Source organism: Sulfitobacter sp. R86518, from assembly GCF_042466275.1.
Classification (GTDB): Bacteria; Pseudomonadota; Alphaproteobacteria; order Rhodobacterales; family Rhodobacteraceae; genus Sulfitobacter; species Sulfitobacter pontiacus.
Map to the genome: position 1 here is coordinate 378,914 of NZ_JAXHCA010000005.1, position 23,754 is coordinate 402,667.

The window sequence follows — 23,754 nt, forward strand, 5'->3', positions numbered from 1 at the left end:
CCGTCTCAACCCATTCGCGCCCGCAGGCGCGACGGATATATCAGTATCAGTCTTCTTTGACTTCTGTTGCGGGCACTTCGTCTGCTGCAACATCTTCGTCTTCATCATCGTCCTGGCTGGCCAGACCGGAAGGCGCGGAAATCTGCGCGATCACGAAGTCACGGTCGATGACCGGCTTGGTGCCGTTTGGCAGCTTCACGCTCGAGATGGTGAGGCTGTCGCCGATTTCCAGTTCGGAAACGTCGATTGTGATGTGATCAGGGATATCGCCTGCGGTCACAACCAGTTCAACTTCGGGACGTACCAGCGTCAGAACGCCACCTTTTTTCAGGCCGGGGCTGACTTCTTCGCCTTCGACTTCAACCTGGATGAAGAGGTTGATTTTGGTGGTGCGCTTCAAACGCATCAGGTCGACGTGCGTTGGCAGGTCTTTAACAACGTGACGCTGAACGTCGCGGCAGATGACGCGGACGTCTTCTTGGCCTTCAACCTTGAGGTTGAACAGGGTCGCCTTGAAGCGGCCTGCGCGCAGTTTGGTCAGCAGCTTGTTAAAGTCCAGGTTGATCGGCAGCGGATCAAGGTCACCACCGAATACGATACCAGGAACCATGCCGTCGCGGCGTGCCTGACGAGCGGCGCCCTTGCCTGTCCCCGTGCGTTCGAAAGCTTCAAGATCAGGAATCTCTCCAGCCATTGTAATCTCCAATATGTTTAGGGCGGACATCCTCCAAGGCTGTATGTCCGCGTGAAGCCGCGCGTATAGACGGGTTTGGGCGTTTGGGAAAGACTAAAACGCCGCTTTTGCGCAAGTTGGCTTTGGTTTGCGACCTATGCGGGGCGGGGCAGGGGCTGCGCGCAGGGTTTCCGCCCGCCCTGACATATCAGCCAAGGCGGGCGTATCATGCGAAGAAGGCGCAGCCTCAGGGCTGCCAGTCGCCTTCAAAACCTTTTGGAATAAGCAGGTTATGCTTGCCCAAACCCGCGACAGAGGTTTCACCGCAAAGCGCCATGGACAGGTCGAGCTCCTTGTGGATGACCTCCAGCGCCGAGGTAACCCCGGCCTGACCCATCGCGCCAAGCCCGTAGATGAAGGCGCGCCCGATATAGGTGCCCTTGGCCCCCATCGCCATCGCCTTGAGCACGTCCTGACCGGACCTGATTCCACTGTCCAGATGGACTTCGATCTGGTCGCCCACGGCCTCCAGGATTGACGGCAGCGCCCGGATAGAGCTGATCGCCCCGTCCAGCTGGCGCCCGCCGTGGTTGCTGACGATGATCGCATCCGCCCCGACTTTCAGCGCCATCCGCGCATCGTCGGCGTCAAGAATACCCTTGAGGATGACCTTGCCGCCCCATTGCTCTTTCAGCTTGGCGATCTTGCCCCAGTCGAGGGTGGGGTCGAATTGCTCTGCCGTCCATGCGCCGAGGTTGGCTGTGTCGTCGACGCCGTGCACATGGCCCACGATATTGCCAAAGCTGCGCCGCTTGGCCCCCATCATGCCGATGCCCCAGCTCCATTTGGTTGCCAGATTGGCGAGCGTTTTGGCGGTCAGCTTGGGCGGGGCGGACAGGCCGTTCTTCAAATCCTTGTGGCGCTGGCCGAGGATTTGCAGATCAAGCGTGATGACAAGGGCCGAGCATTTTGCATCCTTGGCGCGCTGGATCAGCCGCGCGACATAGTCTTCGTCGCGCATGGTATAAAGCTGGAACCAGAAGGGTTTCGTCGTCGCCTCTGCCACATCCTCGATCGAATTGATGGACATGGTCGACAGGGTGAAGGGCACGCCAAAGGCTTCGGCGGCGCGGGCGGCTTTGATCTCTCCGTCGGCGTGCTGCATGCCGGTCAGCCCGACAGGGGCCAGCGCCACAGGCATCGCCACATCCTGCCCGATCATCTGTGTCTTGGTGCTGCGCCCGCTCATATCCACGGCGACGCGCTGGCGCAGGCGGATCTGTTCAAAATCGGTCGTGTTCTCGCGAAAGGTCTGCTCTGTCCAGCTGCCCGATTCCGCGTAGTCATAGAACATCCGCGGCACGCGGCGTTCATGCAGGCGCTTGAGGTCGTCGATGGTGGTGATCACGGGCATGGTGGCAAGTTCCTATGTATTGGTCAGATGATCTAACCAATACGGCCCGTTGAAATCAATTGCTTTACGCCACGACATCGGGCGTCGAGCCGGGCGCTTAGGCCCGATGCGCACCATCCGACAGGGTTTTGACAAAGCTCAGCACGTCTTCGACAGGCAGCCCATCCGCGATTTTCGACACGATGGCAGAGCCGACAACAACCCCATCAGCAACGCTTGCAATGGCTTCGGCCTTGGCGGGAGTGTTCACGCCGAACCCGACAATCACGGGCAGGCCGCTGGCCTTCTGGATGCGCTCAACCTCGGGGGCGACATCGCCCGCATCCGCTTCGGCAGAGCCGGTGATGCCGGTGATCGACACGTAATACACAAAGCCCGAGGTGTTCTGCACAACCCGCGGCAGGCGTTTGTCATCGGTCGTAGGGGTCGCAAGGCGGATGAAGTTCATACCGGCGGCTTGCGCGGGCAGGCAGAGCTCGGCGTCTTCTTCCGGTGGCAGGTCCACGACAATCAGCCCGTCCACGCCGGCCTTCTTGGCGGCCTCAAGGAATGTATCCACGCCTTTGGAGTAGATCGGGTTGTAATAGCCCATCAGCACGATCGGGGTCGTGTCATCCTGTTCGCGGAACGCCGCGGCAAGCGCCAGCGTCTTGTCCAGCGTCATCCCGCCTTCAAGCGCGCGCTGTCCCGCCAGCTGAATGGCAGAGCCATCGGCCATCGGATCGGTAAACGGCAGCCCCAGTTCGATAATATCGACGCCCGCGCCAGGCAGGCCGCGCACCACCTCGAGCGACGTGTCAAAGTCGGGATCGCCTGCCATCACATAGGCGACAAAGGCTTTCTTGCCTTGGGATTTGAGGTCAGCGAATTTGGCGTCGATACGTGTCATGAGGGCGGCCTTTTTACGTTACCCTGCTGCAATGCCGAATATATCGCGGGAAATCAATCCAACTCCGCCGGTGGGCTCGGGCGATTTTCCGGAAAACAGGGGTCAAAGGCACTCTATTTATGCAGGTGCGCATCACATAGTCCTTTAAATCCCGCCGCCTGCGCCTACATTTACCGGATGAATTATGTACTCGCCCTGCTGTTGCCGCCGCTTTCCATCCTGCTGACAGGACGGATCTTCACGGCGATTATCGTCTTCCTGATCTGGATTCCGGCCGTGATCTTTTCGGGTGGGTTGACCCATCCGATGTTCATCGTGCTCGCATGGATCCTGATTTACCAGACGCACGAGGACCGACGCCTGCGCTAAGACTTGCGCAAAGGCGGCCAAAACCCTAGGACAACGCCAACTTATAAAGGATGCTTGTCATGGGCTTTAAGATGGGAATCGTGGGTCTGCCGAATGTCGGCAAGTCGACCCTCTTCAACGCGCTGACCAAAACAGCGGCAGCGCAGGCGGCCAATTTTCCGTTCTGCACAATCGAACCGAACGTCGGTGAAGTCGCGGTGCCGGATTCGCGACTTGATAAACTCGCCGCGATTGCGGGCTCCAAGCAGATTATCCCGACGCGGATGACCTTTGTGGATATCGCAGGCTTGGTCAAAGGCGCGTCCAAAGGGGAAGGCCTCGGCAACCAGTTCCTGGCCAATATCCGCGAGACGGACGCGATCGCCCATGTGCTGCGCTGCTTCGAAGACGGCGATGTGACCCACGTCGAAGGGCGCGTGGACCCCGTGGCAGACGCCGAGACCATCGATACAGAACTGATGCTTGCCGATCTGGAAAGCATCGAAAAACGCCGTTCCGGTCTGGTCCGCAAGATCAAGGGCAACGACAAGGACGCAGCGCAGCAAGACCGCCTGCTGGCCGCCGCGCAAGAAGCCATCGAAAACGGCAAACCCGCGCGCACCGTCGAGGTTGACGCGGATGACGCAAAAGCCTGGCGCATGCTGCAATTGCTGACAACCAAGCCGGTGCTCTATGTCTGCAACGTCGGTGAATCCGAAGCGGCCGAGGGCAATGCCCTTTCTGCCAAAGTCGCGGAAATGGCCGCGGCGCAGGGCAATAGCCACGTCGTGATCTCTGCCCAGATCGAGGAAGAAATCAGCCAGCTAGAGCCCGAAGAGGCCGGCATGTTCCTGGACGAGATGGGGCTAGAGGAAGCCGGGCTTGATCGGTTGATCCGCGCGGGCTACGAGCTGCTGCACCTTGAGACATACTTCACCGTCGGCCCGAAAGAGGCCCGCGCCTGGACGATCAAGGCTGGCACCTCTGCGCCGAAAGCCGCAGGCGTGATCCACGGTGATTTTGAAAAAGGCTTCATCCGCGCCGAAACCATCGCCTATGACGATTTCGTGGCCTTGGGCGGTGAAGGCCCCGCCAAGGAAGCCGGCAAGATGCGCGCCGAGGGCAAAAGCTACACCGTCAAAGACGGCGACGTGCTGCACTTCCTGTTCAGCACCTGATCCAATCCGGCGGGCCGCTTTCCAGGCGGCCCGCCGATCTGGCGCGCGAGCGGCACCTCCCGCTGCCATCGCCCCACGGATGACCCCGGCCAGCGCCGCGCGCATAGCGCCGCAAGCCGTATCCCGCCCCCGATATCCTCCGCTATCCCCGCGATCCCGACATTCCCGGTATTTTCTGAGATTACCGCTTGTGCCCCATGCGTTTTCTTGGATATACGCGTCGACGGAGACGTGGCCGAGTGGTCGAAGGCGCTCCCCTGCTAAGGGAGTAGGCCCGGAAGGGTCTCGAGGGTTCGAATCCCTTCGTCTCCGCCATACACCTAGACATTTATCTACATACTGATCAGGTGTTGCGCGGCCCGAGATGGGGCGCGACGTTGCGCTTGGCTTTCCCCTCCGACAGTTTCGCCGCCACCCGCCTTTTGCAAACCTTGCGCCCATGCTTTCGCGAGGAAACGAGGTGGGGTAGAGGGGGTGTAATACTCAGGAGCGGATCATGGAATTAAAGAACAAGCGTATCATCGTCACTGGTGGAAGTGATGGTATCGGGCGGCATATTTGCCTTAAACTCGCGGCAGTAGGGACGCGTCTGGCCATTCTGGGGCGCGATGCTGACCGGCTGGCTGCGGTAGAGGCTGAATGTATCGCCGCTGGAGCCAGCGAAGCGATCGGCATTCCTTGTGATATCCAGAACCCGGATGCGATCAGCGGGGCGGTAGAGCAGGTGACAGCCGCATTTGGCGGGCTGGATATTCTGATCAACAATGCGGGCATCTGGCACAAAACCGGCCCGCTGGATGAGATCCCGCCGCAGCTTTTGCAGGCGACCGTGCAGACCAACCTGACGGGCTTGATGCAGATCACGCAAGCCACCATTCCGGCGCTGCGCGCGAATGACGAGGGGATCATTCTGAATGTCGTCTCCAAGTCCGGCGTCGTCGCGCAGGCCGGGCAATCTGTCTATACCGCCACGAAATACGGGGTGCGTGGCTTTACCGAGGTGCTGAAAGCGGACGAGGAAAACACCGGCGTGCGCGTGGGCGGAGTTTACCAGTCGGGGACGAACACGGGGATGTTCTCGAAGGCGGGGGAGGATGTGCCCAACCATATCTTTACCGAGCCCGACGATCTGGCTGATGTGGTGGTCTTTGTGCTCTCGCGGCCGCCAAAGCTGTGGATCCACGATATCCGCATCGAATTGTGAGCCGCGGGCGCATCTGTCGCGCCCGCTGGCAAGACGGGTGCCATTCCAAACATCGCGTCACGTGAAACATGGGGGGCGGGGGTAAAGCCCCGCCCCGCCCTCAAGGCATCAGGTGGTTTTCTTGTCGTTGACGATGTTCATCGACGCCACGCCGCTTTCGCCGAGGTCGACCGCGGCAAAGGGGCCACCGTGGTGCATTTGGCCGGGGTCTTTCAGATCGACCGGTGGTGCTTCGGCAAGGATCTTCTCGGCGAACTGCTCTGCGTTGTCTTTCGGGCGATAGCCGAGGAAGGACGCTTTGGCATTGTCCACCGGCGCGCGGTCGTTGTTGGACACGCCGTAGACCACGCTGAAGCCGACCGATGGCGTATCGATGGCGCGGGTGACCAGCTGGATCAGATCGTCATAGGACAACCACGATCCCAAGGCACGGGTGTTGTTGACCTGCGCGCAGCTGAGGATGCGCAGGCACACGGCCTCTAGCCCGCGTTTGTCCCAATACATGGACGCAAGGTCTTCGCTAAAGCATTTGGCGAGGCCGTAGAATGTATCGGGCTTGTGGGGCGCGTCGATGCCGATGAAATCGGATTTCTTGTGCATGCCCACAGCGTGGATGGAGGACGCATAGACGACCCGTTGAAGCCCGTGCTGATAGGCGGCTTCCCACACGTTGTAGGATCCGACGAAATTCGGCCCCAGCAGTTCCTCGAAGGGTTTTTCGTCGACGATGGCGCCGAAGTGGACAACCATATCGGCACCCTCCAGCAGCGGCGCGATCTGGTCATAGACGGCGACATCGGCCTTGGCGTAGCTTTCGCCTTCATAGAGCTTGCCGATGTCATCGACGATGTCGGTGCTGACCAGTTCTTGGCACATTTGGGACAGGGGTTCACGCAGGTAGGACCCAAGCCGCCCTGCGGCCCCCGTCAGAACCAGTTTCTTCATCATGTCGTTTTCCTTCCACTATCGTTTTGCGAGGCCAAGCAAGGCTGCGCGCCCGCACAAAGGGGTGTTGCCTGGCATGGGTATGTCATCGGGGCAGGGGGATCAAATCACCGCCTTTTCAATCAGCGATTGGTTTTCCTCGATCCGGCGGTAGGCGTAGGGGCTTAGGTCCAACGTGCGGTATGCGCCATAGGTGATCCATTCAGCGATGCCACGGCCAAGGGCGGGTGCCTGCTGCAGCCCGTGACCGGAGAACCCGTTCAGGCACAAAAAATTCTCGATCACACTGTGCGGCCCGACAATCGCGTTCTGGTCCAGCGTGTTGTAATCGTAGTGCCCGACCCATTCGTTGATCACCTTGACCTGATCGAACTGCGGGACGCGGGTGGCGATGGCGGGCCACACCTTGTCCTCCCAAAGGCTGTGGTCAAAGGCAAAGTCATCATAGGCGACCGCAGGATCTTCGCGCGGGGGGCAGCCCGCCATGTAGTATTTCCCTTCGGTCCTGAAATGCACGCCGGACGGGTCGATTGTCAGCGGCAGGTCGCGGTCCAGCGGTTTGGCGGCATCGAACACAAAAGTATAGCGTTTGCGCGGCTCGACCGGGAGGGTGATGCCGGCCATGCCCGCCGTCGCGGCCGCCCGCGGGCCAGAGGCGTTGACCACCGTCCCGCAGGCCACCGTTGCGCCGGATTTCAGCGTGACATGGGTGACGGATGTGCCATCGGCGGCTTTGGTCATCGCGGTCACTTCGTCGTGCAGGTATTCCACTCCGTTGCGGCGAGCCATGCGCTTGAGCCAGTCAAACATGGTACCGCCGTCGAAATAGCCTTCATCCACGCGGTTGTGGTTGGCGGCAATGATGTCATCAAGCTGATAGAACGGGTAAGCGGCAGCGACCTCGGCGGCGGTCATGTGTTGCGTGCCCGCCCCCAGTGCCACCTGTATCTGCTGGTTCTGTTGCAGCGTCTGCGCAAACTCTGGCGTGTCCGCGAGGTAGAGATAGCCAAAGCTTTGCAGCGCCAGATGCGGCACCTCTGGATCATCGTCCATAAACCGACGGAAGTTCTTGATAAACTCGGCCCCGAACTGCGACACCTTCACGTTGATGGCCGAGCTGAACTGCTGGCGGATGCAACTGTTGGTATGGCTTGTGGCGGCGTATTCATAGGTGGGGTCACGTTCGACCACCAGAACCTTGCCGTCAAAACCGGCCATCTGGGTCAGCCACCATGCGACAGACGATCCAAAGATCGCGCCACCGATAATGACAACGTCATAGGTGCTGTAATTGGGCTGCGGCATCGCGATACTCCTTCCACATATGGGCCACTTAGGGGCCAGACAGACGGGATGCTGTGCAGCGGTGTACAACGAGGCAGCCCTGCCACGACTAAACGCGCAACACCGGCCCCCGTCCATAGCTTGTGAACGCGGGGGGCCATTTCCGCGCCCGCTTGCCGCGCGATAGATTACCCATTGGCCAACGCGATGCGCCTGGGTTACACAAAACCGTCCAATGACAACGCTTTGCTGGACAAATGTAGTGAGTGCCGTAGGTTTCGGTGTAACGCTGGAAACCCGTTCAGGTGGAGAAAAGGCCCGTGCAAATGGACCGACAAGAAATCGAAAACTTGATTGCCCGTGTCGCGTTGAAAGACCGCGCGGCGTTTGACCAGCTCTATGATCGTGTTTCTGCGAAACTTTTCGGGGTTTGTCTGCGTGTGTTGAACAAACGCGCCGCAGCAGAGGACGCCATGCAAGACAGTTTCGTCAAAATCTGGAACAATGCCGATAAGTATAATGCCAATGGCCTGAGCCCGATGACGTGGCTGATCACCATTGCGCGAAATACCTCTATCGACCGTCTGCGGGCCCGCAAAAAAGGCCATCAGGACGTGAACACGCCCGGTTTTGAACTTGTCTCCCCCGGACCCACGCCCGAACAATACGCCGTTGCCTCGTCAGAGGCGTCGCGCCTGTCGGGCTGTCTTGATACGCTGGAAGAAGACCGTGGCAAAGCCATTCGGGGTGCCTATCTGGATGGCGAGACCTATTCCGATCTGGCTGAACGCTTCGGCGTGCCGCTGAATACGATGCGAACCTGGCTGCGCCGTGGCCTGATCGCCCTGCGGGAGTGTATGAGCCAATGACCCAAACGCCTGAAACACCCCATGATGACGATCTTCTGGCCGCCGAAATGGTGCTGGGCCTGTCGTCTGACGACGATATGATCGCGGCGCGTCAGCGCATTGCGACTGAACGTGATTTCGCAGACCGCGTTGTCTTCTGGCAGGAACGCCTGACCGCCATGACCGACGGGATCGATCCCGTCTCGCCGCCCGCGCGCGTGAAGAAAAAGCTGATGGCGCAGGTCTTCCCGAAGCAGCGGGTGTCGATCCTGCAACGTTTGTGGCTCTGGCAGGGGGTGGCGATGGCATCGCTGCTGTTTGCGGGCTATCTTGGCGTGCAACTGCTTGAGATCAACACACGTCCGGGCGGCGATCAACCGACCGTTCTGGCCGCACAGCTGGTCAGCGACACCAGCCCGTTGCAAGTGTTGGCCGTGGTCGAACCGGTCAAGCACGAGATCGCGCTACGCCGCGTTTCGGGCTCGGCGAACGAGGGGCGTGTGCTAGAACTTTGGGCGATCCTGCCCGATCAGGCTCCGGTTTCCTTGGGCGTTCTGCCCGACAGCGAGACGACGCGGATTCTTGTTCCGGCAGAGCTGCGCAGCCAGGCGGCACAGATCACGCTGGCGATTTCGGATGAACCCGTCGGCGGCTCGCCCACGGGTGCGCCTACGGGCGATGTCCTGGCCGCAGGGGCCATGTCTGAACTGTAATCCGGGTTTTATCGGGGTCGCTGACTTTTCAAACAAAGACTTCGCTCGCTTTCATGTGGTCGAAGTCTTTGTTTCTTAACGGTATTTGAGAAAGTTTAATAAAAACTGCGGTTTTTTGCGTTTTCGGTGAAACTTCTCGTTTTCTACTTCCGTGTATTTCCACAACTCAGGCCGACACTGGTTGCAAGCCCATGTCGCTGAGGGACCGTGCCGTGTTTTTGGCGCGGTTTGGTAACGAGTTTGTTGGCGTGGAACCATGCATTCCGCCAACGGGTTTATCCAGTATCGGCACCTCGCGTGCCTTGTAACGAGTACCGCCGGATGTCAGCGCCACGCGCGACGTCCGGCGGCCCTTTCAACAGACATCCAATCTATCCGCAGTACCGCAACCTTAAGGGGGCATTATGAAACGCCGGAATTTCCTGAAATGCACAACGATGACGATGGCGGCCTTGCCGTTTGGCGTAGGCGCGGCGGCGCAGGCCGGGACCGTGGCACAGGGCGACTTTGAAGTCAGCCGCACCCCTGCCGAATGGCGCGCTCAACTGGGCGATGACGCATATGCCGTCCTGCGCGAGGGGGATACCGAACGCGCGTTTACCAGCCCGCTGAACGATGAGGTCCGCAAAGGCGTGTTCCACTGCAAGGGTTGTGATCAGGCGCTTTATAGCTCCGAGACCAAGTTCAAAAGCGGCACCGGCTGGCCAAGCTTCTTCGCCCCACTGGACGATGCTGTCGAAACCATGCCGGACAAGGGGTTCTTTACTACGCGGACCGAGGTGCATTGCGACCGCTGCGGCGGCCATCTGGGCCATGTGTTCGATGATGGTCCTGCACCCACGGGCAAACGCCACTGTATTAACGGTTTGGCGATGACCTTTACGCCCGCCGCCGCCTGATGCAGCGGGTTGAGAGGATTGCGATTTACACGGGCCGCCTGCTTTTGGCGGTCCTTTTCGTCGCGGGATTTGTACAAAAGCTGGTCGACCCTGCAGCGGCACAGGGTTTGCTGTCGGATCGCGGATTGCCCGTGTTCCTCGTCTGGCCCGCGATGCTGTTCAACGGGGTGGCGGCGATCAGCCTGATCTTCGGTCTCTGGCTCGCCCCCATGAGCGCAGCACTCGCGCTTTATTGTATGGCAACGAGCATTTTCCACTTCATCCCTGACGACCCGTGGCAGATGTCGATCTTTGTCAAGAACTGGGCGATTGCGGGCGGATTACTGGTGCTCGCAGGGCACGCCGCGCAACACCGTCGGGGCTCAGGTGCCGCGGGGTTTGGCCCGTAGCGTCGGATCGGCCTGCGTCGGGTCTTCGGGCCACGGGTGGCGCGGATAGCGGGCGCGCATGTCCTTGCGCACATCGGCATAGGACCCAGCCCAAAACCCCGGCAGATCGGTGGTCACCTGCACGGGTCGCTGCGCGGGGGACAGCAGCGTGATCTGCAAGGGCTGCCCTGCGATCATGGGGTGACGGGTGGTGCCAAAGACCTCTTGCAGACGCAGGGCGATCTGGGGCTGCGTTTCGCTATAGTCAATCGCGATCTTGCGCCCCAGCGGCGTGGTGAAATGCGCAGGCGCGGCACGATCAAGCGCTTGCTGGTCGTCCCAGCTCAGCCGCGCGGTCAGGGCAGGCAGCAGGTCAAACGCCTTCCAGTCGGCGGTGCTGCGGACACCTGCCAGATGACCGGGCAACCAATCCTCCAAGGTCTCAAGCAGGTGATCCTCGCTGAAATCGGGGAAACCATCGCCCATCAGCCGCGCCCGCGCCAGAAACAGCGCCGCCGCTTTGCCGGGCATCAGTCTTAGCTGCCGCACCCCGTCGAGCATGGCCTGCGCTATGTCTTCGGCAGGGGCGTCGGACCACGCCCTGTCGTCCAGCACCAATGCGCCAAAACGTTCCTGCTGCCGCGCCAGCACGCGGCCCTCGCGGCGGGACCAGACGCAGAGTTTATACCATCCGATTTGATCCGCGAAGCTTTCACGCAGATCGCCGTCGGACAGGCGCGCGGCTTGGCGAATGCGTGCTTCTCGCGGGTCGCCGTCAAGATCGGTCGCCACCAGCAAGCGTTCGCCCGCCAGCGGATCGCTCTCGGACAGAATTGCGCCTTTGCCGCCCGACATAACGTATCGCGGGGCGTCGCCCTTGCGCCGCAGTGCTACCCTATCGGGGTAGGCAAGGGCCGCCAGCACCCCCAGCGTATCGGGGCCGTCACCGGTTTGCCCTCTGGCCAGCCGTTTGGCGTCTTGCTTGATGCGTGAAAGGGCAGCGTGGTTGAACTCGGCCGGGACGCGCTTGCCCGCGACCGCATCAAGCCGCAGCGCCAGATCGACAGAGCCGCCGCGCAAGGGGTCACGCTCCGACAGGATCGCGGCCAGCGTCGGGGCGCTGCGCCCGCCTTTGGCGACCATATGCGCCAGACGGGGATGCAGCGGCATCTTCGCCAAGCTTCGGCCATGCTCTGTGATCCGACCCGTCGCATCCAGCGCCCCCAGCATGTGCAGCACGGCCTGTGCTTCGGCCAGACGGCCTGCATGAGGCGGAGTCACGAACTTCAGGTCATCGGCCTGCGCCCCCCAGACTGCCAGCTCTAACGCGAAGGCGCATAGATCGCCGGCCTCGATCTCGGCGGGGGGGTAGGCGGCCAGCGCGCCTTCCTCGCCGCGGGTCCAGAGTTTGAACGCGGCCCCTTCCGACACACGCCCCGCACGGCCCGCGCGCTGCGTCGCTTCGGCGCGGGTTACGCGGTCGGTGATCAGCCGCGACATGCCAGAAGGACGGATCGAACTGTGCCCGTCGTGCGCGGCCCCCGTCCACCACGATCTGCACCCCTTCGATGGTCAGCGAGGTTTCCGCGATAGAGGTCGCGAGCACGACCTTGCGGCCTGTTTTGGCCGGTGCAATCGCAGCGCGCTGCGCTTTGAAGTCCATCGCGCCGAACAGCGGGGCGAGCGTGCAATCGGCGGGCAGCTGTCCCGCCAGCGCGCTTTCGACCCGTCGGATTTCACCTTCGCCGGGCAGGAACACCAGCGCCGATCCCGGGGCGGTATCCAGCGCGTGCAACACCAGATCTGCGACTGCCTGCTCGAACCGTTGCTTGCCTACGGGCCGGTCCAGCCAATGGGGCGTCACTGGAAAGCTGCGCCCTTCGGAGGTGACCACCGGAGCCTGCATCAGCGCAGCGACGGGGGCGGCGTCCAGCGTGGCGGACATGGCGACGATCAACAGGTCATCGCGCAGCGCTTCGGCCACCTCTAGGCAAAGCGCGAGGCCCAGATCCGCGTTCAGGGATCTTTCGTGGAATTCGTCAAAGATCACCGCGCCGACACCGGGCAGGTCGGGGTCGTCTTGCAGCATGCGGGTCAGAATGCCCTCGGTCACGACCTCGATACGGGTGGATTTGCTGACGGCGCTGGCACCGCGGACGCGAAAGCCCACGGTTTGCCCCGGTTCTTCGCCCAAGGTCGCAGCCATGCGTTCGGCAGCTGCACGCGCGGCAAGGCGGCGCGGTTCCAGCATCAGGATGCGGCCGGTGGTCAGCCCCGCGTCCAACATCGCCAGCGGCACGCGCGTGGTCTTGCCCGCACCGGGGGGCGCTTGCAGCACAACGCGGCCCTGGCCGCGCAGCGCGTCGATCACCTGCGGCATCACGTCATCAATGGGAAGGGTAAAAGCCATAAGCGTGGTTATGGGCGAAACCCGGCGCGGGGCCAAGACCCGGCCTGCGGTCTGGACATTTGCGCCGCCGGGATCGAAACATGGGCCAAAGGGCGTGAGAGGCAGAACCTATGAACATCGACGATCTGGCAAAGGGTATCGCAGCAGGGGAGCGCCGGGCGCTGGCGCGGGGGATCACCTTGATCGAATCCGGTCGCGAGGATCACCGTGCGCAGGCGACAGAGCTGCTTGCCGCGCTGCCCAAGGGGCGCGAGGCGCTGCGGATCGGATTGTCGGGGACGCCGGGGGTGGGGAAATCCACCTTTATCGAAAGCTTTGGCATGATGCTGATCGGGCGCGGGCTCAAGGTCGCGGTGCTGGCAATTGATCCGTCCTCTTCGCGTTCGGGCGGGTCGATCTTGGGGGATAAGACGCGGATGGACCTCTTGTCGCGCGAACGCGATGCTTTCATCCGCCCGTCGCCCAGCCAGACGCATCTGGGCGGCGTGGCCCGCCGCACCCGCGAGGCGGTAACCCTGTGCGAGGCCGCAGGCTTTGACGTGGTACTGATCGAGACGGTCGGCGTCGGCCAGTCAGAGACGGTGGTGGCAGAGATGTCCGATGTTTTCATGCTGTTGCTGGCCCCCGCGGGCGGGGACGAGCTGCAAGGCGTCAAGCGCGGCATCATGGAGATGGCGGATATCATTGTGATCAACAAAGCCGATGGGGATCTGAAACCCGCCGCGTCGCGGACCTGTGCCGATTACGCCGGTGCCCTGCGGTTGCTGCGCAAACGGCCGCAAGACCCCAAGGGGTTTCCCAAGGCGATGATGGTCTCAGCGCTGGAGGAAAACGGGCTGGACGAGGCATGGGCCGAGGTAGAGGCGCTGACCGAATGGCGCCGCGCCGAAGGGTTCTGGCAACATGCCCGTGCCGCACAAGCCCGCTATTGGTTTGAACAGGCGGTGAAGCAGGCGTTGCTTGCGCAGTTGGAAAAGCCCAAGGCAAAGGCGGCGTTGACCGAGCTTAGCGATCGTGTGGCACAGGGGCTGGCGGACCCCACCAAAGCCGCGCAGGATTTCGTCACCCAGCTGGACCGTTAACTGCCGCCGCCCGCCTTGGGGTGGGCGCGGTTATAGACATCCATCAGACGCGCGGTATCAACAGCCGTATAGGCCTGCGTGGTCGAGAGCGACGCATGGCCCAAAAGCTCTTGGATCGCACGCAGATCGCCCCCCGCATCCAGCAGATGCGTGGCAAAGCTGTGGCGCAGTGCGTGGGGGGTGGCGCTGGCAGGCAGGCCAAGCTGCATCCGTGCATCCGCCATCACCTGCGATATCGCCCGCGCTGCCAAAGGCCCACCGCGCATTGCGCGAAACAGCGGCGCATCCCGTTCCTTCCCAAAGGGGCAGACGCGTAGATAGGCATCCACGGCATCGCGCGCCGCAGGGAGCACGGGCACCACCCGTTCCTTACCGCCCTTACCGATGATACGCAGCACCTCGGGCAGGGGCGCGTCGGCCCCCTTGAGGCCAAGCGCTTCGGATATCCGCAGCCCGCACCCCCACAGCAGGGTCAGGACCGCCACATCCCGCGCGGCCACCCAGGCGTGACGCGACTGCATTTCCACGCTGTCGATCATCGCCTGAGCGGCATCAATTGCCAACGGGCGGGGCAGCTTTTTGGGAAATTTCGGCGATCTGGTCGACAGCACGGCGGTAGGCTCGAACCCCTCGCGCTCTGCCAGCCAGCGATAGAACGCCTTGACCGCCGACAGCTTGCGCGCCATCGACCGTGGCCCGACATCCCCACTGCGGGTCTGCGCCATCCAGGCGCGCATGTCCGAGATGGTGATCTTTGACAGCGCGCCCAAGCCTTGGCTGTCGCCCTTGTGCAGCGTCATAAACGCAAGGAAATCGACCAGATCCCCCTGATAGGCGGTGATCGTGTTCTCGGCAGCCCCTTTCAGGGCGCGTTGATGGTCCAGCCAGCTTTGCAGGGCGTCCCGCGCGGCGGGGCTGATCAAAAGCGCGTTTGCCCCGCTCAAGACAGCCAGCGGCGCATCGTCCGCTCGAACACGCCAGCGAAGAAGCCCAGCAGATCGGTGCCCTGTTGCGGGCTGAACATATGCGGGTCTTCGGAGCCAAGGATCAGCAGGCCCGGCAAACGGCCCGCGCCAAAGTTCAGTTTCAGGCAGGCTTCCGACCGGATCCAATCCGCCGCGCCGCCGTAGATATGTTCGGGGCTGTGCTGCACACCGCGCAGGGTCACCTGACGCACCGTGCCGCCGCGCCCGTGCGACAGGTAGTCGTCAATAAAACCCGGTTCGGCGACGTTCAGCACATCGCCCAAGCGCTTGATCGCGGGATCATCGTCATTCTCGGCAGATTCCAGCACCAGCCGCACAGCGTCGACCCGCAGGATATCGGCAACCTCGCCCCCGAGATCCTTGAGGAAGGGTTCGAAGTCTACAGGGTCAAGCATGCGCAGGATCGCGCGGTGGATCTGGTTGGTCCCCGCAAGGTTTTCATAAGCCGCGGCGATCACGTTGCGGTGCGTGTCCTCAAGCCGGTCGAGACGGGTTTCCAGCCGGTCCATGGCGATGCCGCGCAGATCGACAATATTGCCCCCCATCGCGCGTTCATTCGCGGCGATCAGGGCCTGCATCACGTCGTTGTCGTCAAGGATGACGTCGGGCTGTGAAATAATCGCTTCCCGAAGGGAATCTTCGATCTTGTGGTTACTGCTCATGCGGGTCTCTTTTTATATTTGGCACTGACATAGCATGCGCGTCAGGCTAAATCTGCTTTTTTCTTTTGGCGTATGGCTGGTTTTTCGGCGTCAAACCGCCCGTTCGCCGCGCATGGACGGGGCAGAGGCTGGGCGAGGCTGGTGCGGTTTTCTGCGAGGGCACGGGCCGATTACGGGCACATGCAGATCGTGGTGGGCACGCGCAGCCTGTGACGCGCGTGCCCCTTTGTCGTCGCCTAAAGGCGGGGTCAGAGGATGTTCTGACCTGTCTTTGCCCAATCGGCCATGAAGGTCTCGAGCCCCTTGTCGGTCAGCGGGTGCGCGGCCAGCTTCTTGATCACTTCTGGCGGGGCGGTCATAACATCAGCACCGATACGCGCGGCATCCAGCACGTGGTTCACGGTGCGGATCGACGCGGCGAGGATTTCAGTCTCGAACCCGTAGTTGTCATAGATCGTGCGGATGTCCTGGATCAGGTCCATACCGTCAAGGTTGATGTCATCCAGACGCCCGATGAATGGCGAGATGAAGGTGGCACCGGCCTTAGCCGCGATCAATGCCTGGTTCGCCGAGAAGCAGAGCGTGACGTTGACCATCTTGCCTTCGTCCGACAGCACTTTACAGGCTTTCAGACCGTCCCATGTCAGGGGCAGCTTCACGGTGATGTTTTCCGCGATCTCGGCCAGTTTGCGGCCTTCGGCGATCATGTCGTCCGCTTTGGTCGCGACAACTTCGGCAGAGACAGGGCCGTCGACCAGATCACAGATCTCTTTCGTGACTTCCAGAATGTTGCGGCCGGATTTCAGGATCAGCGACGGGTTTGTTGTCACCCCGTCTACCATGCCCAGATCGTTCAGCTCGGCGATGGCATCGATTTCGGCGGTATCTACGAAGAATTTCATGTTACGTCCTTCAGGTTGGAATAGGCAGCAGGAATGGCTATGTCTGTCGCCTAGGGCTTTAGCGCATCATCCGCCAAGCTGGAACCCTAATTCCCGTAACCCCGTTCCGGAGCGATTGGTGAAACCGCCAGAATTTTTTCATGCAAATGAGCTGGTGGCCGTGATGACCACCCAGCCGCTGGGCCGTGCGCTGGATTACAAAGCGCCCGAAGGCGGCTGCCATATGGGGGCCTTCGTCGAGGTGCCTTTAGGCCCGCGCAAGGTAATCGGTGTCGTCTGGGGCGCTGGGCAGGGGGACTACGATCTGTCCAAGATACGGTCGGTGATCCGCGTGCTCGATGCGGCCCCCATGCGCGAAGAACTGCGCAGTTTTCTGACCCGTGCCGCCGCCTATACGCTGACGCCGATGCCCGCGATGCTGCGGCTGGCGACGCGTGCGCCGGGGCTGGGCGACCCGCCGTCGATGCGCAAGATTTACCGGCGTGGCGAGGGGGAGCCTGACCGGATGACCGACGCGCGCCGTCGCGTGCTGGAAACTCTGGCGGAGTATGGCGACCTTTCGTTCACGCTCAAGGAACTGGCCGAGATGTCGGGGGTGACGGCGTCGGTGATCAAGGGGTTGGTGACCCAGGGCGCAGTGCTGGAACAGGACAGCCCGCGCGATCTGCCGTTCATGCGCATGGACCCGAGCTTGCCCAGCAAAGAGCTGACGGAGGATCAGGCCTCGGCCTCGGCGCTGCTCGCGGCGGGGGTGGCCTCGGGCACATATGGCACCACCTTGCTGCGGGGCGTGACCGGATCGGGCAAGACCGAAGTCTATCTGGAGGCCGTCGCCGCTGCGCTGAAATCCGGCAGGCAGGCTTTGGTGCTGCTGCCGGAAATCGCGCTGACCGAACAGTTCTTGCACCGTGTGCAGGCGCGGTTTGGCGCAAAGCCTGCGGAATGGCACTCGGGTGCCACGATGACAGAGCGGCGTCGCATCTGGAAAATGGTCGGGCAGGGACAGGCTCAGGTGGTGATCGGTGCGCGGTCGGCGCTGTTTCTGCCGTTCCAGAACCTTGGTCTGATCGTCGTCGACGAGGAACATGACACCTCCTACAAGCAGGAAGAAGGCGTGCTGTATAACGCCCGTGACATGGCGGTGCTGCGGGCGTCCATCTGCGGGGCGCAGGTGGTTTTGGCCTCTGCCACACCGTCGTTGGAAAGCTGGGCCAACGCCGAGGCGGGCAAATATACGCGGGTCGAGCTGACATCGCGCTTTGGGCCGGCGGTGATGCCGACGATGGGCGCGATCGACATGCGCAGCGAAGGCCTGCCGAGCGATAAATGGGTGTCGCCCACGTTGAAGGTCGAGGTCGACAAGCGGCTGGAACGGGGCGAGCAGGCGATGCTGTTCATCAACCGTCGCGGCTATGCGCCGGTGACCCTGTGCCGCGCCTGCGGGCATCAGATCGGCTGCGATCATTGCGATGCGCGGATGGTCGAACATCGCTACCTCAAACGGCTGGTCTGCCACCAATGCGGCGAAAGCAAGCCCATGCCCGAGGTCTGCCCGTCGTGCGAGGCCGAAGGCAAGCTGGCTGCCGTGGGGCCGGGGGTGGAACGTCTGGGCGAAGAAGCCGCAGCGCTTTGGCCCGAGGCGCGGGTCGCGACGCTAAGCTCGGACATGTACGGTTCGGCCCGCGCGCTCAAGGCCGAGATTGCAGGGATCGCCGACGGGGCGGCGGATATCATCATCGGCACGCAGCTGGTTGCGAAGGGGCACAACTTTCCCAACCTCACACTGGTGGGGGTCATTGACGCGGACTTGGGGCTGATGGGATCGGACCTGCGCGCGGCAGAACGAACCTATCAGTTGATGCGGCAGGTGGCAGGGCGCGCCGGACGGGCCGAGGCTCCGGGCACCGCGCTGTTGCAGACCTTTCAGCCGGATCACCCGGTGATCCGCGCCATTCTGGCAGGGGACGAGGAGGGGTTCTGGAAAGCCGAAGCCGGAGAGCGCCGCCACGCCGGCGTGCCGCCCTATGGCCGGATGGCGGGCATCATCCTGAGCGGCCCCGATGTGGCCGCGCTGTTTGATGCGGGCAACCAGCTGGCGCGGCAGGATGCGCCGCTGCGGGCTATCGGCGCGCAGGTCTATGGGCCCGCGCCCGCGCCAATCGCACGGGTGCGCGGGCGCCATCGGGTGCGGCTGCTGGTCAAGGCCGAAAAGGCCGCCCCCTTGCAAGAGGCATTGGCGAAATGGGTCGCACAGCTGCGGTTGAAGAATGATGTGCGCATCGCCGTCGATATCGACCCGCAGAGTTTTTATTAGCGGTGTGACGCGCTTGCCCCTGCGGGGCAAGGGCCTTCGGCGAGGATTTTGGGCCATTTGGAAGCTGCGGTTGCGCGGAGCATGGGCGTGAGGCGGGTGATTTGATCTCGTCAAGGGGCAGGAACGGGGGTAAGGAATTGCCCATGACCCAATATGTGACCCTTGAAGATGCCAAGCATCAACCGTTCTGGCGCCGCCCTGTGGCGCTGCTGTTCCTGATGGCGCTGGCGATGCCCATTGCCTTCAACACATGGTCGGCGCTGCTGAATAACTTTGTGATTGAGGTCGCCGGGTTCGACGGATCAGACATCGGCTTGCTGCATACGGTGCGCGAGATACCGGGCTTTCTGGCGGTCGGCGTGATCGCGATTATTCTGTTCGTGCGCGAACAGGTATTGGGGTTGGTATCACTGGTGCTGCTGGGGGTGGCGACGGCGCTGACCGCGTGGTTCCCGTCGATGGGCGGTATCCTGACGATCACCATGCTCAGCTCTATCGGGTTCCACTATTACGAGACGGTGAACCAGTCGCTGCAGCTGCAGTGGCTCAAGATCGAGGACGCGCCGCGCATGATCGGCTGGCTGATGGCGGCGGGGTCATTGGCGACGCTGGTGGCCTATCTGGCGATCATGGCGCTGTGGGATACCTTGTCGCTGTCCTATAACATCGTCTATCTGATTGGCGGCGGGGTGACGGCGGTGATCGCGCTGGTCGCGCTGCTGGCCTATCCGCAGTTCGAGGCCCCGACACCGCAGGTCAAGAAGATGGTGCTGCGCAAGCGGTACTGGCTGTATTATGCGCTTCAATTCATGTCTGGCGCGCGGCGGCAGATCTTTGTCGTTTTTGCGGGCTTCATGATGGTCGAACGCTTTGGCTTTGATGTGCATGAAATCACCCTGCTCTATCTGATCAACCTGATCGCCAATATGATCTTTGCTCCGCTGATGGGCCGTGCAGTCGGCTTCTTTGGCGAGCGCCGCACGTTGAGCTTTGAATACATCGGGCTGATCATCGTGTTTCTGGCCTATGGCGGCGTCTACTATCTGGGCTGGGGCGTGGTGGTGGCCGCGACGCTGTATGTGCTGGATCATATGTTCTTTGCGCTGGCGCTCGCGCTCAAGACCTATTTTCAGAAGATTGCCGACCCTGCCGACATTGCGCCGACAGCGGCGGTGGCCTTTACCATCAATCACATCGCGGCGGTGTTCCTGCCTGTGGGGCTGGGGCTGCTGTGGCTGATCTCGCCCGCGGCGGTGTTTTTCCTTGCGGCGGGGATGGCGCTGGTGTCGCTGTTGCTGTCACTGATGATCCCGCGCCATCCCGTGCCGGGCCACGAGACGATCTTTTCCAATCCGCTGCCGGCCCCGGCCGAGTAGCACCCCCTGACATAGCCGGACGTCGCACGGCGATATCGGCGATCCTGACGGAGTTTCCCATGCCAACATTCACAGCTTTGACGACCCTTGAAGGACGCAAGCCCGCCTATGCTTTGGGCGAGGCGATGGAGCGGCTGGTGCCGGAACCCACCGGTGTCGGCGTTTTCGAGATGGAAGACGGCTCGGGCCTGTGGGAAGTCGGCGGCTATTTCGAGGAAAGCCCGGATGAGACAGCGCTGGCGGTGCTGGCGGCCTCTATGGGGGCGAAGGAATTTGTCGTGTCAGAGCTGCCGGAAACCGATTGGGTCGCCCATGTGCGCCGCGAGCTGTCGCCGGTCGAGGCAGGGCGGTTCTTTGTCTACGGCAGCCATGACGCGGACAAGGTGCCCGAAGACTGCGAGCCGCTGTTGATCGAGGCAGCGATGGCCTTTGGCACCGGGCACCACGGCACCACATTGGGCTGCTTGCGCGCGTTGGACCGGTTGGCGAACGGCGGCATGGTCGGGCAGAACGTGGCAGATATCGGCTGCGGTACAGCGGTGCTGGCGATGGCAGCCGCGCGCATCTGGCCGAACCCCGTTTTGGCCAGCGACATCGACGAGGTTGCCGTCGACGTGGCCCGCGCCAATGCGGCCGCGAATAATCTGGCCGACCGTTTGATCTGCGTCGAGGCCGCGGGGTTTGACCATCCCGAACTGGCATCGCGCGCGCCCTTCGATCTGGTATTCGCCAACATCCTGAAAGGGCCGTTGGTCGCACTTGCCCCCGATATGGCCGAGGCGCTGGCCTCCGAAGGCTATGCAATTCTATCTGGCATTTTAAACGAACAGGCGGATGACGTGATCGAGGTTTATGCGCGATCCGGCATCAATCTTGTCAACCGAGAGGTGATTGGTGACTGGACCACGTTGACTGTCCAGAAAATGCCATAATCTTTGTCACTTTTCGCCACGAACAAGGTCGAAATGCAGAGAATTTGACACATTCTTGCTTTATTATGATCTTGCGAGAGGTGGGGGCCTTTAGCGACTAGAGGCTGCCATGGTTGATGCTCGTCAACAATTTGGGACACGCGTAAAAAGTTTAGAGAGTAAGAACGTCAAGCTCGCACGGGGCTATTACACCACCATCCGCGCCGACGGGCTGGTTGTCGCGCGGCCGGCGCGGCGCGGCCTGCGGGTGCCGACCAAATTACTGGTCGCGCTGGTGGCCCTGTTCGTCTGCTTCAAAGGGTTCGTTCTGGCGGCGATCGGCCCCACGGCCTATGACAGCAGGCTGGACAGTTTGGCGCAGGGCACCGTGATCGAGCAGGCGGGGGCTTGGGTTTTGCAGGTCGATCCGGTGACGCAAACGCTTGCCCGTAAGCTGGGGCCGGTCTTTCGCGGATAGGGACGCTGCGGGACGGTGGCCTGCACCGTCATATTTCACTGTCGTAGAATAAATGAAGCCACGCAGATCATTCAGATGTGCGTGGCTTGTGCTTTGGGTTGGCAGCCCCTTGGGCGCTATGAAACATCGACCCTTAGCGGATGAAGTGATTCATTGCGACGCGTTCGATGTCGCCACGGACCAGACCGATATCATCGAGTTCACGGTCGGACAGCGCGGACAGGGCGTTGCGTGTGACACGTGCGTCGTTCCATTTGATGATGCTGCCGACAACGTCGCCAAGATGCGCGAAAAAGCGGTTAACAGCCGCGGCGGTGCCGTAGGTGGTTGGGGTATTATAGTAAACAGCCATTGGAGCCATCCTTGAATAAAGAAAAGCCGGATAATCCGGCGGTGCGCTGTGCAATTAGGCAGAATGAAAACACTTCACAACACCCACCGGCGCATGTGTGTTCTGCGTTTGCTGCATAGCAGCATTTGGCGGTTTAGCGCCTATGGATAAGGGGTTTGCCGCTATTGGCGTCGGGGTCGTTTTCAGTGGCTTGAGCGTCGCAACACGTCCCGAAATTCAGGTTGCAGGTTGAATTGTGACTTTTGTGTGGCGCGGTGCAAAAACCTTGGTGGATGTTCGCGTTTCGTGCTACTGCCTTGGAAAAAGAAAATTCTTGAGGATAATGGGCATATGATACGGGTAATCGGCATTGATCCGGGCTTGCGCAATATGGGCTGGGGCGTCATCGACGTGGCCGGCAGCCGCATCACGCATGTGGCGAACGGCATTTGTCAGTCCGAGGGGGCCGATCTTGCCACGCGTCTTTTGTCGCTTCATGCTCAGTTGACGCGCATCATGGTGACCTATCGACCCGATGCCGCGGCGGTAGAGCAGACCTTTGTGAACAAGGACGGTGCCGGGACGCTCAAGCTGGGGCAGGCGCGGGGGATCGCGATGCTGGTGCCTGCGCAGGCGGGGCTGGCGGTGGGTGAATATGCACCCAATACGGTCAAGAAAACGGTCGTTGGCGTCGGCCACGCGGATAAGGGGCAGGTGCTTCATATGGTACGCATGCAATTGCCGGGGGCAGAGATCGCCGGCCCCGATGCCGCGGATGCTTTGGCAATCGCGATCTGTCATGCGCATCACGGGGGGGCCTCGACATTGGCGCAGGCCGTCGCAAGGGCAAGCGCATGATTGGCAAGATCACAGGACGTATTGATTATCGCGCGCCGGATCATCTGCTGATTGACGTGCGTGGTGTTGGTTATCTGGTCTATTGCTCTGACCGGACAATGGCTGCGCTGCCCGGCGTGGGCGAGGTCGTGGCGCTTTTCACCGATCTGGTGGTGCGCGAAGACCTGATGCAGCTTTTCGGCTTTCAGACATTGGCGGAGAAAGAATGGCACCGGCTGCTGACCTCTCGTTCAGGGGGTGGGGGCCAAGGCATCGCTGGCCATTCTGGGCGCGCTTGGGCCAGATGGTGTCAGCCGCGCCATCGCGCTTGGCGACTGGAACGCGGTCAAAGTGGCCAAGGGCGTCGGCCCCAAGATCGCGCAGCGCGTGGTGCTGGACCTCAAGGATAAGGCTCCGGGGGTGATGGCGATGACCGGTTCGCTGGCCGAGGCGCATGGCGAGGTCGAGGCCGCAGCAGAGGTGATCGAAACCGCTGCCCCCAAACGCCGCCCCGTGGCCCCGCCGAACCAGTCCGCGCAGGCAGAGGCGCTGTCGGCGCTTGGCAACCTTGGCTATGGTCCGGGCGATGCGGCAGGGGCCGTGGCGCAAGCCGCCAGAGAGATGCCAGAGGCCGACACCCCGCAGCTGATCCGCGCGGCGTTGAAACTGCTTGCCCCCAAAGGATAGGATGCGCATAGCCGC

At 61.8% G+C, this 23,754-nt stretch carries 22 protein-coding genes, 1 tRNA gene and 2 pseudogenes; 15 read left to right on the plus strand and 10 right to left on the minus strand.

All coding sequences use genetic code 11. The annotated features are described in order from the left end of the window. Positions 1-46 precede the first annotated feature (46 nt). The 3 genes from SJY36_RS02640 to trpA form a co-directional block, all read right to left on the minus strand. A complete protein-coding gene (locus SJY36_RS02640; protein ID WP_005851594.1) occupies positions 47-694 on the minus strand; it encodes a 50S ribosomal protein L25/general stress protein Ctc in 648 nt (215 codons plus the stop codon). 226 nt (positions 695-920) lie between these two features. Continuing rightward, positions 921-2,087: an alpha-hydroxy acid oxidase gene (locus tag SJY36_RS02645; protein WP_009826077.1), complete on the minus strand. Its 1,167-nt coding sequence runs from the start codon at positions 2,085-2,087 to the stop codon at positions 921-923. A gap of 97 nt (positions 2,088-2,184) precedes the next feature. Continuing rightward, positions 2,185-2,976 carry a tryptophan synthase subunit alpha gene (trpA, locus tag SJY36_RS02650; RefSeq protein ID WP_009826078.1) on the minus strand — a complete coding sequence of 264 codons (792 nt, stop codon included), beginning with the start codon at positions 2,974-2,976 and terminating at the stop codon, positions 2,185-2,187. Between the two features lie 177 nt (positions 2,977-3,153). Between trpA and SJY36_RS02655 the strand changes: the two genes are divergently transcribed. The 4 genes from SJY36_RS02655 to SJY36_RS02670 all read left to right on the plus strand — a co-directional run bounded on the left by SJY36_RS02655 (position 3,154) and on the right by SJY36_RS02670 (position 5,706). Continuing rightward, positions 3,154-3,345 (plus strand): hypothetical protein, encoded by a 192-nt coding sequence (locus SJY36_RS02655; RefSeq protein WP_005851599.1) that lies wholly within the window; start codon positions 3,154-3,156, stop codon positions 3,343-3,345. Between the two features lie 59 nt (positions 3,346-3,404). Beyond that, complete coding sequence (gene ychF, locus SJY36_RS02660) at positions 3,405-4,502, plus strand: redox-regulated ATPase YchF (RefSeq protein WP_386172822.1); 1,098 nt, start codon at positions 3,405-3,407, stop codon at positions 4,500-4,502. A 225-nt stretch (positions 4,503-4,727) separates the two neighbouring features. After that, a tRNA-Ser gene (locus SJY36_RS02665) sits at positions 4,728-4,817 on the plus strand. 181 nt (positions 4,818-4,998) lie between these two features. Further along, positions 4,999-5,706 carry an SDR family oxidoreductase gene (locus tag SJY36_RS02670; protein ID WP_386172824.1) on the plus strand — a complete coding sequence of 236 codons (708 nt, stop codon included), beginning with the start codon at positions 4,999-5,001 and terminating at the stop codon, positions 5,704-5,706. Positions 5,707-5,814: 108 nt separating this feature from the next. Here the strand turns inward: SJY36_RS02670 and SJY36_RS02675 are convergent, their stop codons facing one another. Continuing rightward, complete coding sequence (locus SJY36_RS02675; protein WP_386176425.1) at positions 5,815-6,651, minus strand: NAD-dependent epimerase/dehydratase family protein; 837 nt, start codon at positions 6,649-6,651, stop codon at positions 5,815-5,817. A 102-nt stretch (positions 6,652-6,753) separates the two neighbouring features. Beyond that, positions 6,754-7,956: an NAD(P)/FAD-dependent oxidoreductase gene (locus SJY36_RS02680; protein ID WP_386172826.1), complete on the minus strand. Its 1,203-nt coding sequence runs from the start codon at positions 7,954-7,956 to the stop codon at positions 6,754-6,756. 305 nt (positions 7,957-8,261) lie between these two features. Between SJY36_RS02680 and SJY36_RS02685 the strand changes: the two genes are divergently transcribed. From SJY36_RS02685 to SJY36_RS02700, 4 genes are all read left to right on the plus strand, one after another. Next, a complete protein-coding gene (locus SJY36_RS02685) occupies positions 8,262-8,804 on the plus strand; it encodes a sigma-70 family RNA polymerase sigma factor (protein WP_005851609.1) in 543 nt (180 codons plus the stop codon). Then, complete coding sequence (locus SJY36_RS02690) at positions 8,801-9,496, plus strand: anti-sigma factor domain-containing protein (protein WP_386172828.1); 696 nt, start codon at positions 8,801-8,803, stop codon at positions 9,494-9,496. The genes SJY36_RS02685 and SJY36_RS02690 overlap by 4 nt, the downstream gene beginning before the upstream one ends. A 404-nt stretch (positions 9,497-9,900) precedes the next feature. Further along, complete coding sequence (gene msrB / locus SJY36_RS02695; RefSeq protein WP_005851613.1) at positions 9,901-10,395, plus strand: peptide-methionine (R)-S-oxide reductase MsrB; 495 nt, start codon at positions 9,901-9,903, stop codon at positions 10,393-10,395. After that, entirely contained in the window at positions 10,395-10,784 is a 390-nt protein-coding gene (locus tag SJY36_RS02700; RefSeq protein ID WP_386172831.1) for a DoxX family protein, read from the plus strand. The genes msrB and SJY36_RS02700 overlap by 1 nt, the downstream gene beginning before the upstream one ends. Here SJY36_RS02700 and hrpB read toward each other — a convergent pair. After that, positions 10,758-13,173: pseudogene (gene hrpB, locus SJY36_RS02705) on the minus strand (ATP-dependent helicase HrpB). The gene SJY36_RS02700 and the pseudogene hrpB overlap by 27 nt on opposite strands. Positions 13,174-13,283: 110 nt before the next feature. Between hrpB and meaB the strand changes: the two are divergent. Further along, positions 13,284-14,255: a methylmalonyl Co-A mutase-associated GTPase MeaB gene (meaB, locus tag SJY36_RS02710; RefSeq protein WP_005851619.1), complete on the plus strand. Its 972-nt coding sequence runs from the start codon at positions 13,284-13,286 to the stop codon at positions 14,253-14,255. On the opposite strand, the gene SJY36_RS02715 is transcribed toward meaB, so the two are convergent. From SJY36_RS02715 to fsa, 3 genes are all read right to left on the minus strand, one after another. Further along, on the minus strand, positions 14,252-15,199 hold the full coding sequence (locus SJY36_RS02715; protein WP_260004869.1) for a tyrosine recombinase XerC: 948 nt from the start codon (positions 15,197-15,199) through the stop codon (positions 14,252-14,254). The two genes, meaB and SJY36_RS02715, sit on opposite strands and share 4 nt — an antisense overlap. Then, the gene (locus tag SJY36_RS02720) at positions 15,196-15,903 is read right to left on the minus strand and encodes a DUF484 family protein (RefSeq protein WP_005851624.1); all 708 of its coding nucleotides are present in this window, start codon (positions 15,901-15,903) and stop codon (positions 15,196-15,198) included. The genes SJY36_RS02715 and SJY36_RS02720 overlap by 4 nt, the downstream gene beginning before the upstream one ends. A gap of 248 nt (positions 15,904-16,151) precedes the next feature. After that, entirely contained in the window at positions 16,152-16,805 is a 654-nt protein-coding gene (gene fsa / locus SJY36_RS02725; protein WP_009826101.1) for a fructose-6-phosphate aldolase, read from the minus strand. Between the two features lie 118 nt (positions 16,806-16,923). On the opposite strand from fsa, the gene SJY36_RS02730 reads away from it, so the two are divergent. The 4 genes from SJY36_RS02730 to SJY36_RS02745 all read left to right on the plus strand — a co-directional run bounded on the left by SJY36_RS02730 (position 16,924) and on the right by SJY36_RS02745 (position 21,884). Beyond that, on the plus strand, positions 16,924-19,119 hold the full coding sequence (locus tag SJY36_RS02730; RefSeq protein ID WP_386172834.1) for a primosomal protein N': 2,196 nt from the start codon (positions 16,924-16,926) through the stop codon (positions 19,117-19,119). Between the two features lie 143 nt (positions 19,120-19,262). After that, positions 19,263-20,495 carry an MFS transporter gene (locus SJY36_RS02735; RefSeq protein ID WP_064216169.1) on the plus strand — a complete coding sequence of 411 codons (1,233 nt, stop codon included), beginning with the start codon at positions 19,263-19,265 and terminating at the stop codon, positions 20,493-20,495. Positions 20,496-20,554: 59 nt separating this feature from the next. Next, positions 20,555-21,427 carry a 50S ribosomal protein L11 methyltransferase gene (locus SJY36_RS02740; protein ID WP_386169899.1) on the plus strand — a complete coding sequence of 291 codons (873 nt, stop codon included), beginning with the start codon at positions 20,555-20,557 and terminating at the stop codon, positions 21,425-21,427. A 109-nt stretch (positions 21,428-21,536) separates the two neighbouring features. Next, positions 21,537-21,884 (plus strand): hypothetical protein, encoded by a 348-nt coding sequence (locus SJY36_RS02745; protein ID WP_037943314.1) that lies wholly within the window; start codon positions 21,537-21,539, stop codon positions 21,882-21,884. A 133-nt stretch (positions 21,885-22,017) separates the two neighbouring features. Here SJY36_RS02745 and SJY36_RS02750 read toward each other — a convergent pair whose 3' ends face one another. Next, entirely contained in the window at positions 22,018-22,236 is a 219-nt protein-coding gene (locus SJY36_RS02750) for a DUF1127 domain-containing protein (RefSeq protein ID WP_005851636.1), read from the minus strand. Between the two features lie 330 nt (positions 22,237-22,566). Between SJY36_RS02750 and ruvC the strand changes: the two genes are divergently transcribed. Continuing rightward, on the plus strand, positions 22,567-23,073 hold the full coding sequence (ruvC, locus tag SJY36_RS02755) for a crossover junction endodeoxyribonuclease RuvC (RefSeq protein WP_009826106.1): 507 nt from the start codon (positions 22,567-22,569) through the stop codon (positions 23,071-23,073). Beyond that, positions 23,070-23,739: pseudogene (gene ruvA / locus SJY36_RS02760) on the plus strand (Holliday junction branch migration protein RuvA). Before ruvC ends, ruvA begins: the two are co-directional and overlap by 4 nt. Positions 23,740-23,754: the final 15 nt, after the last annotated feature.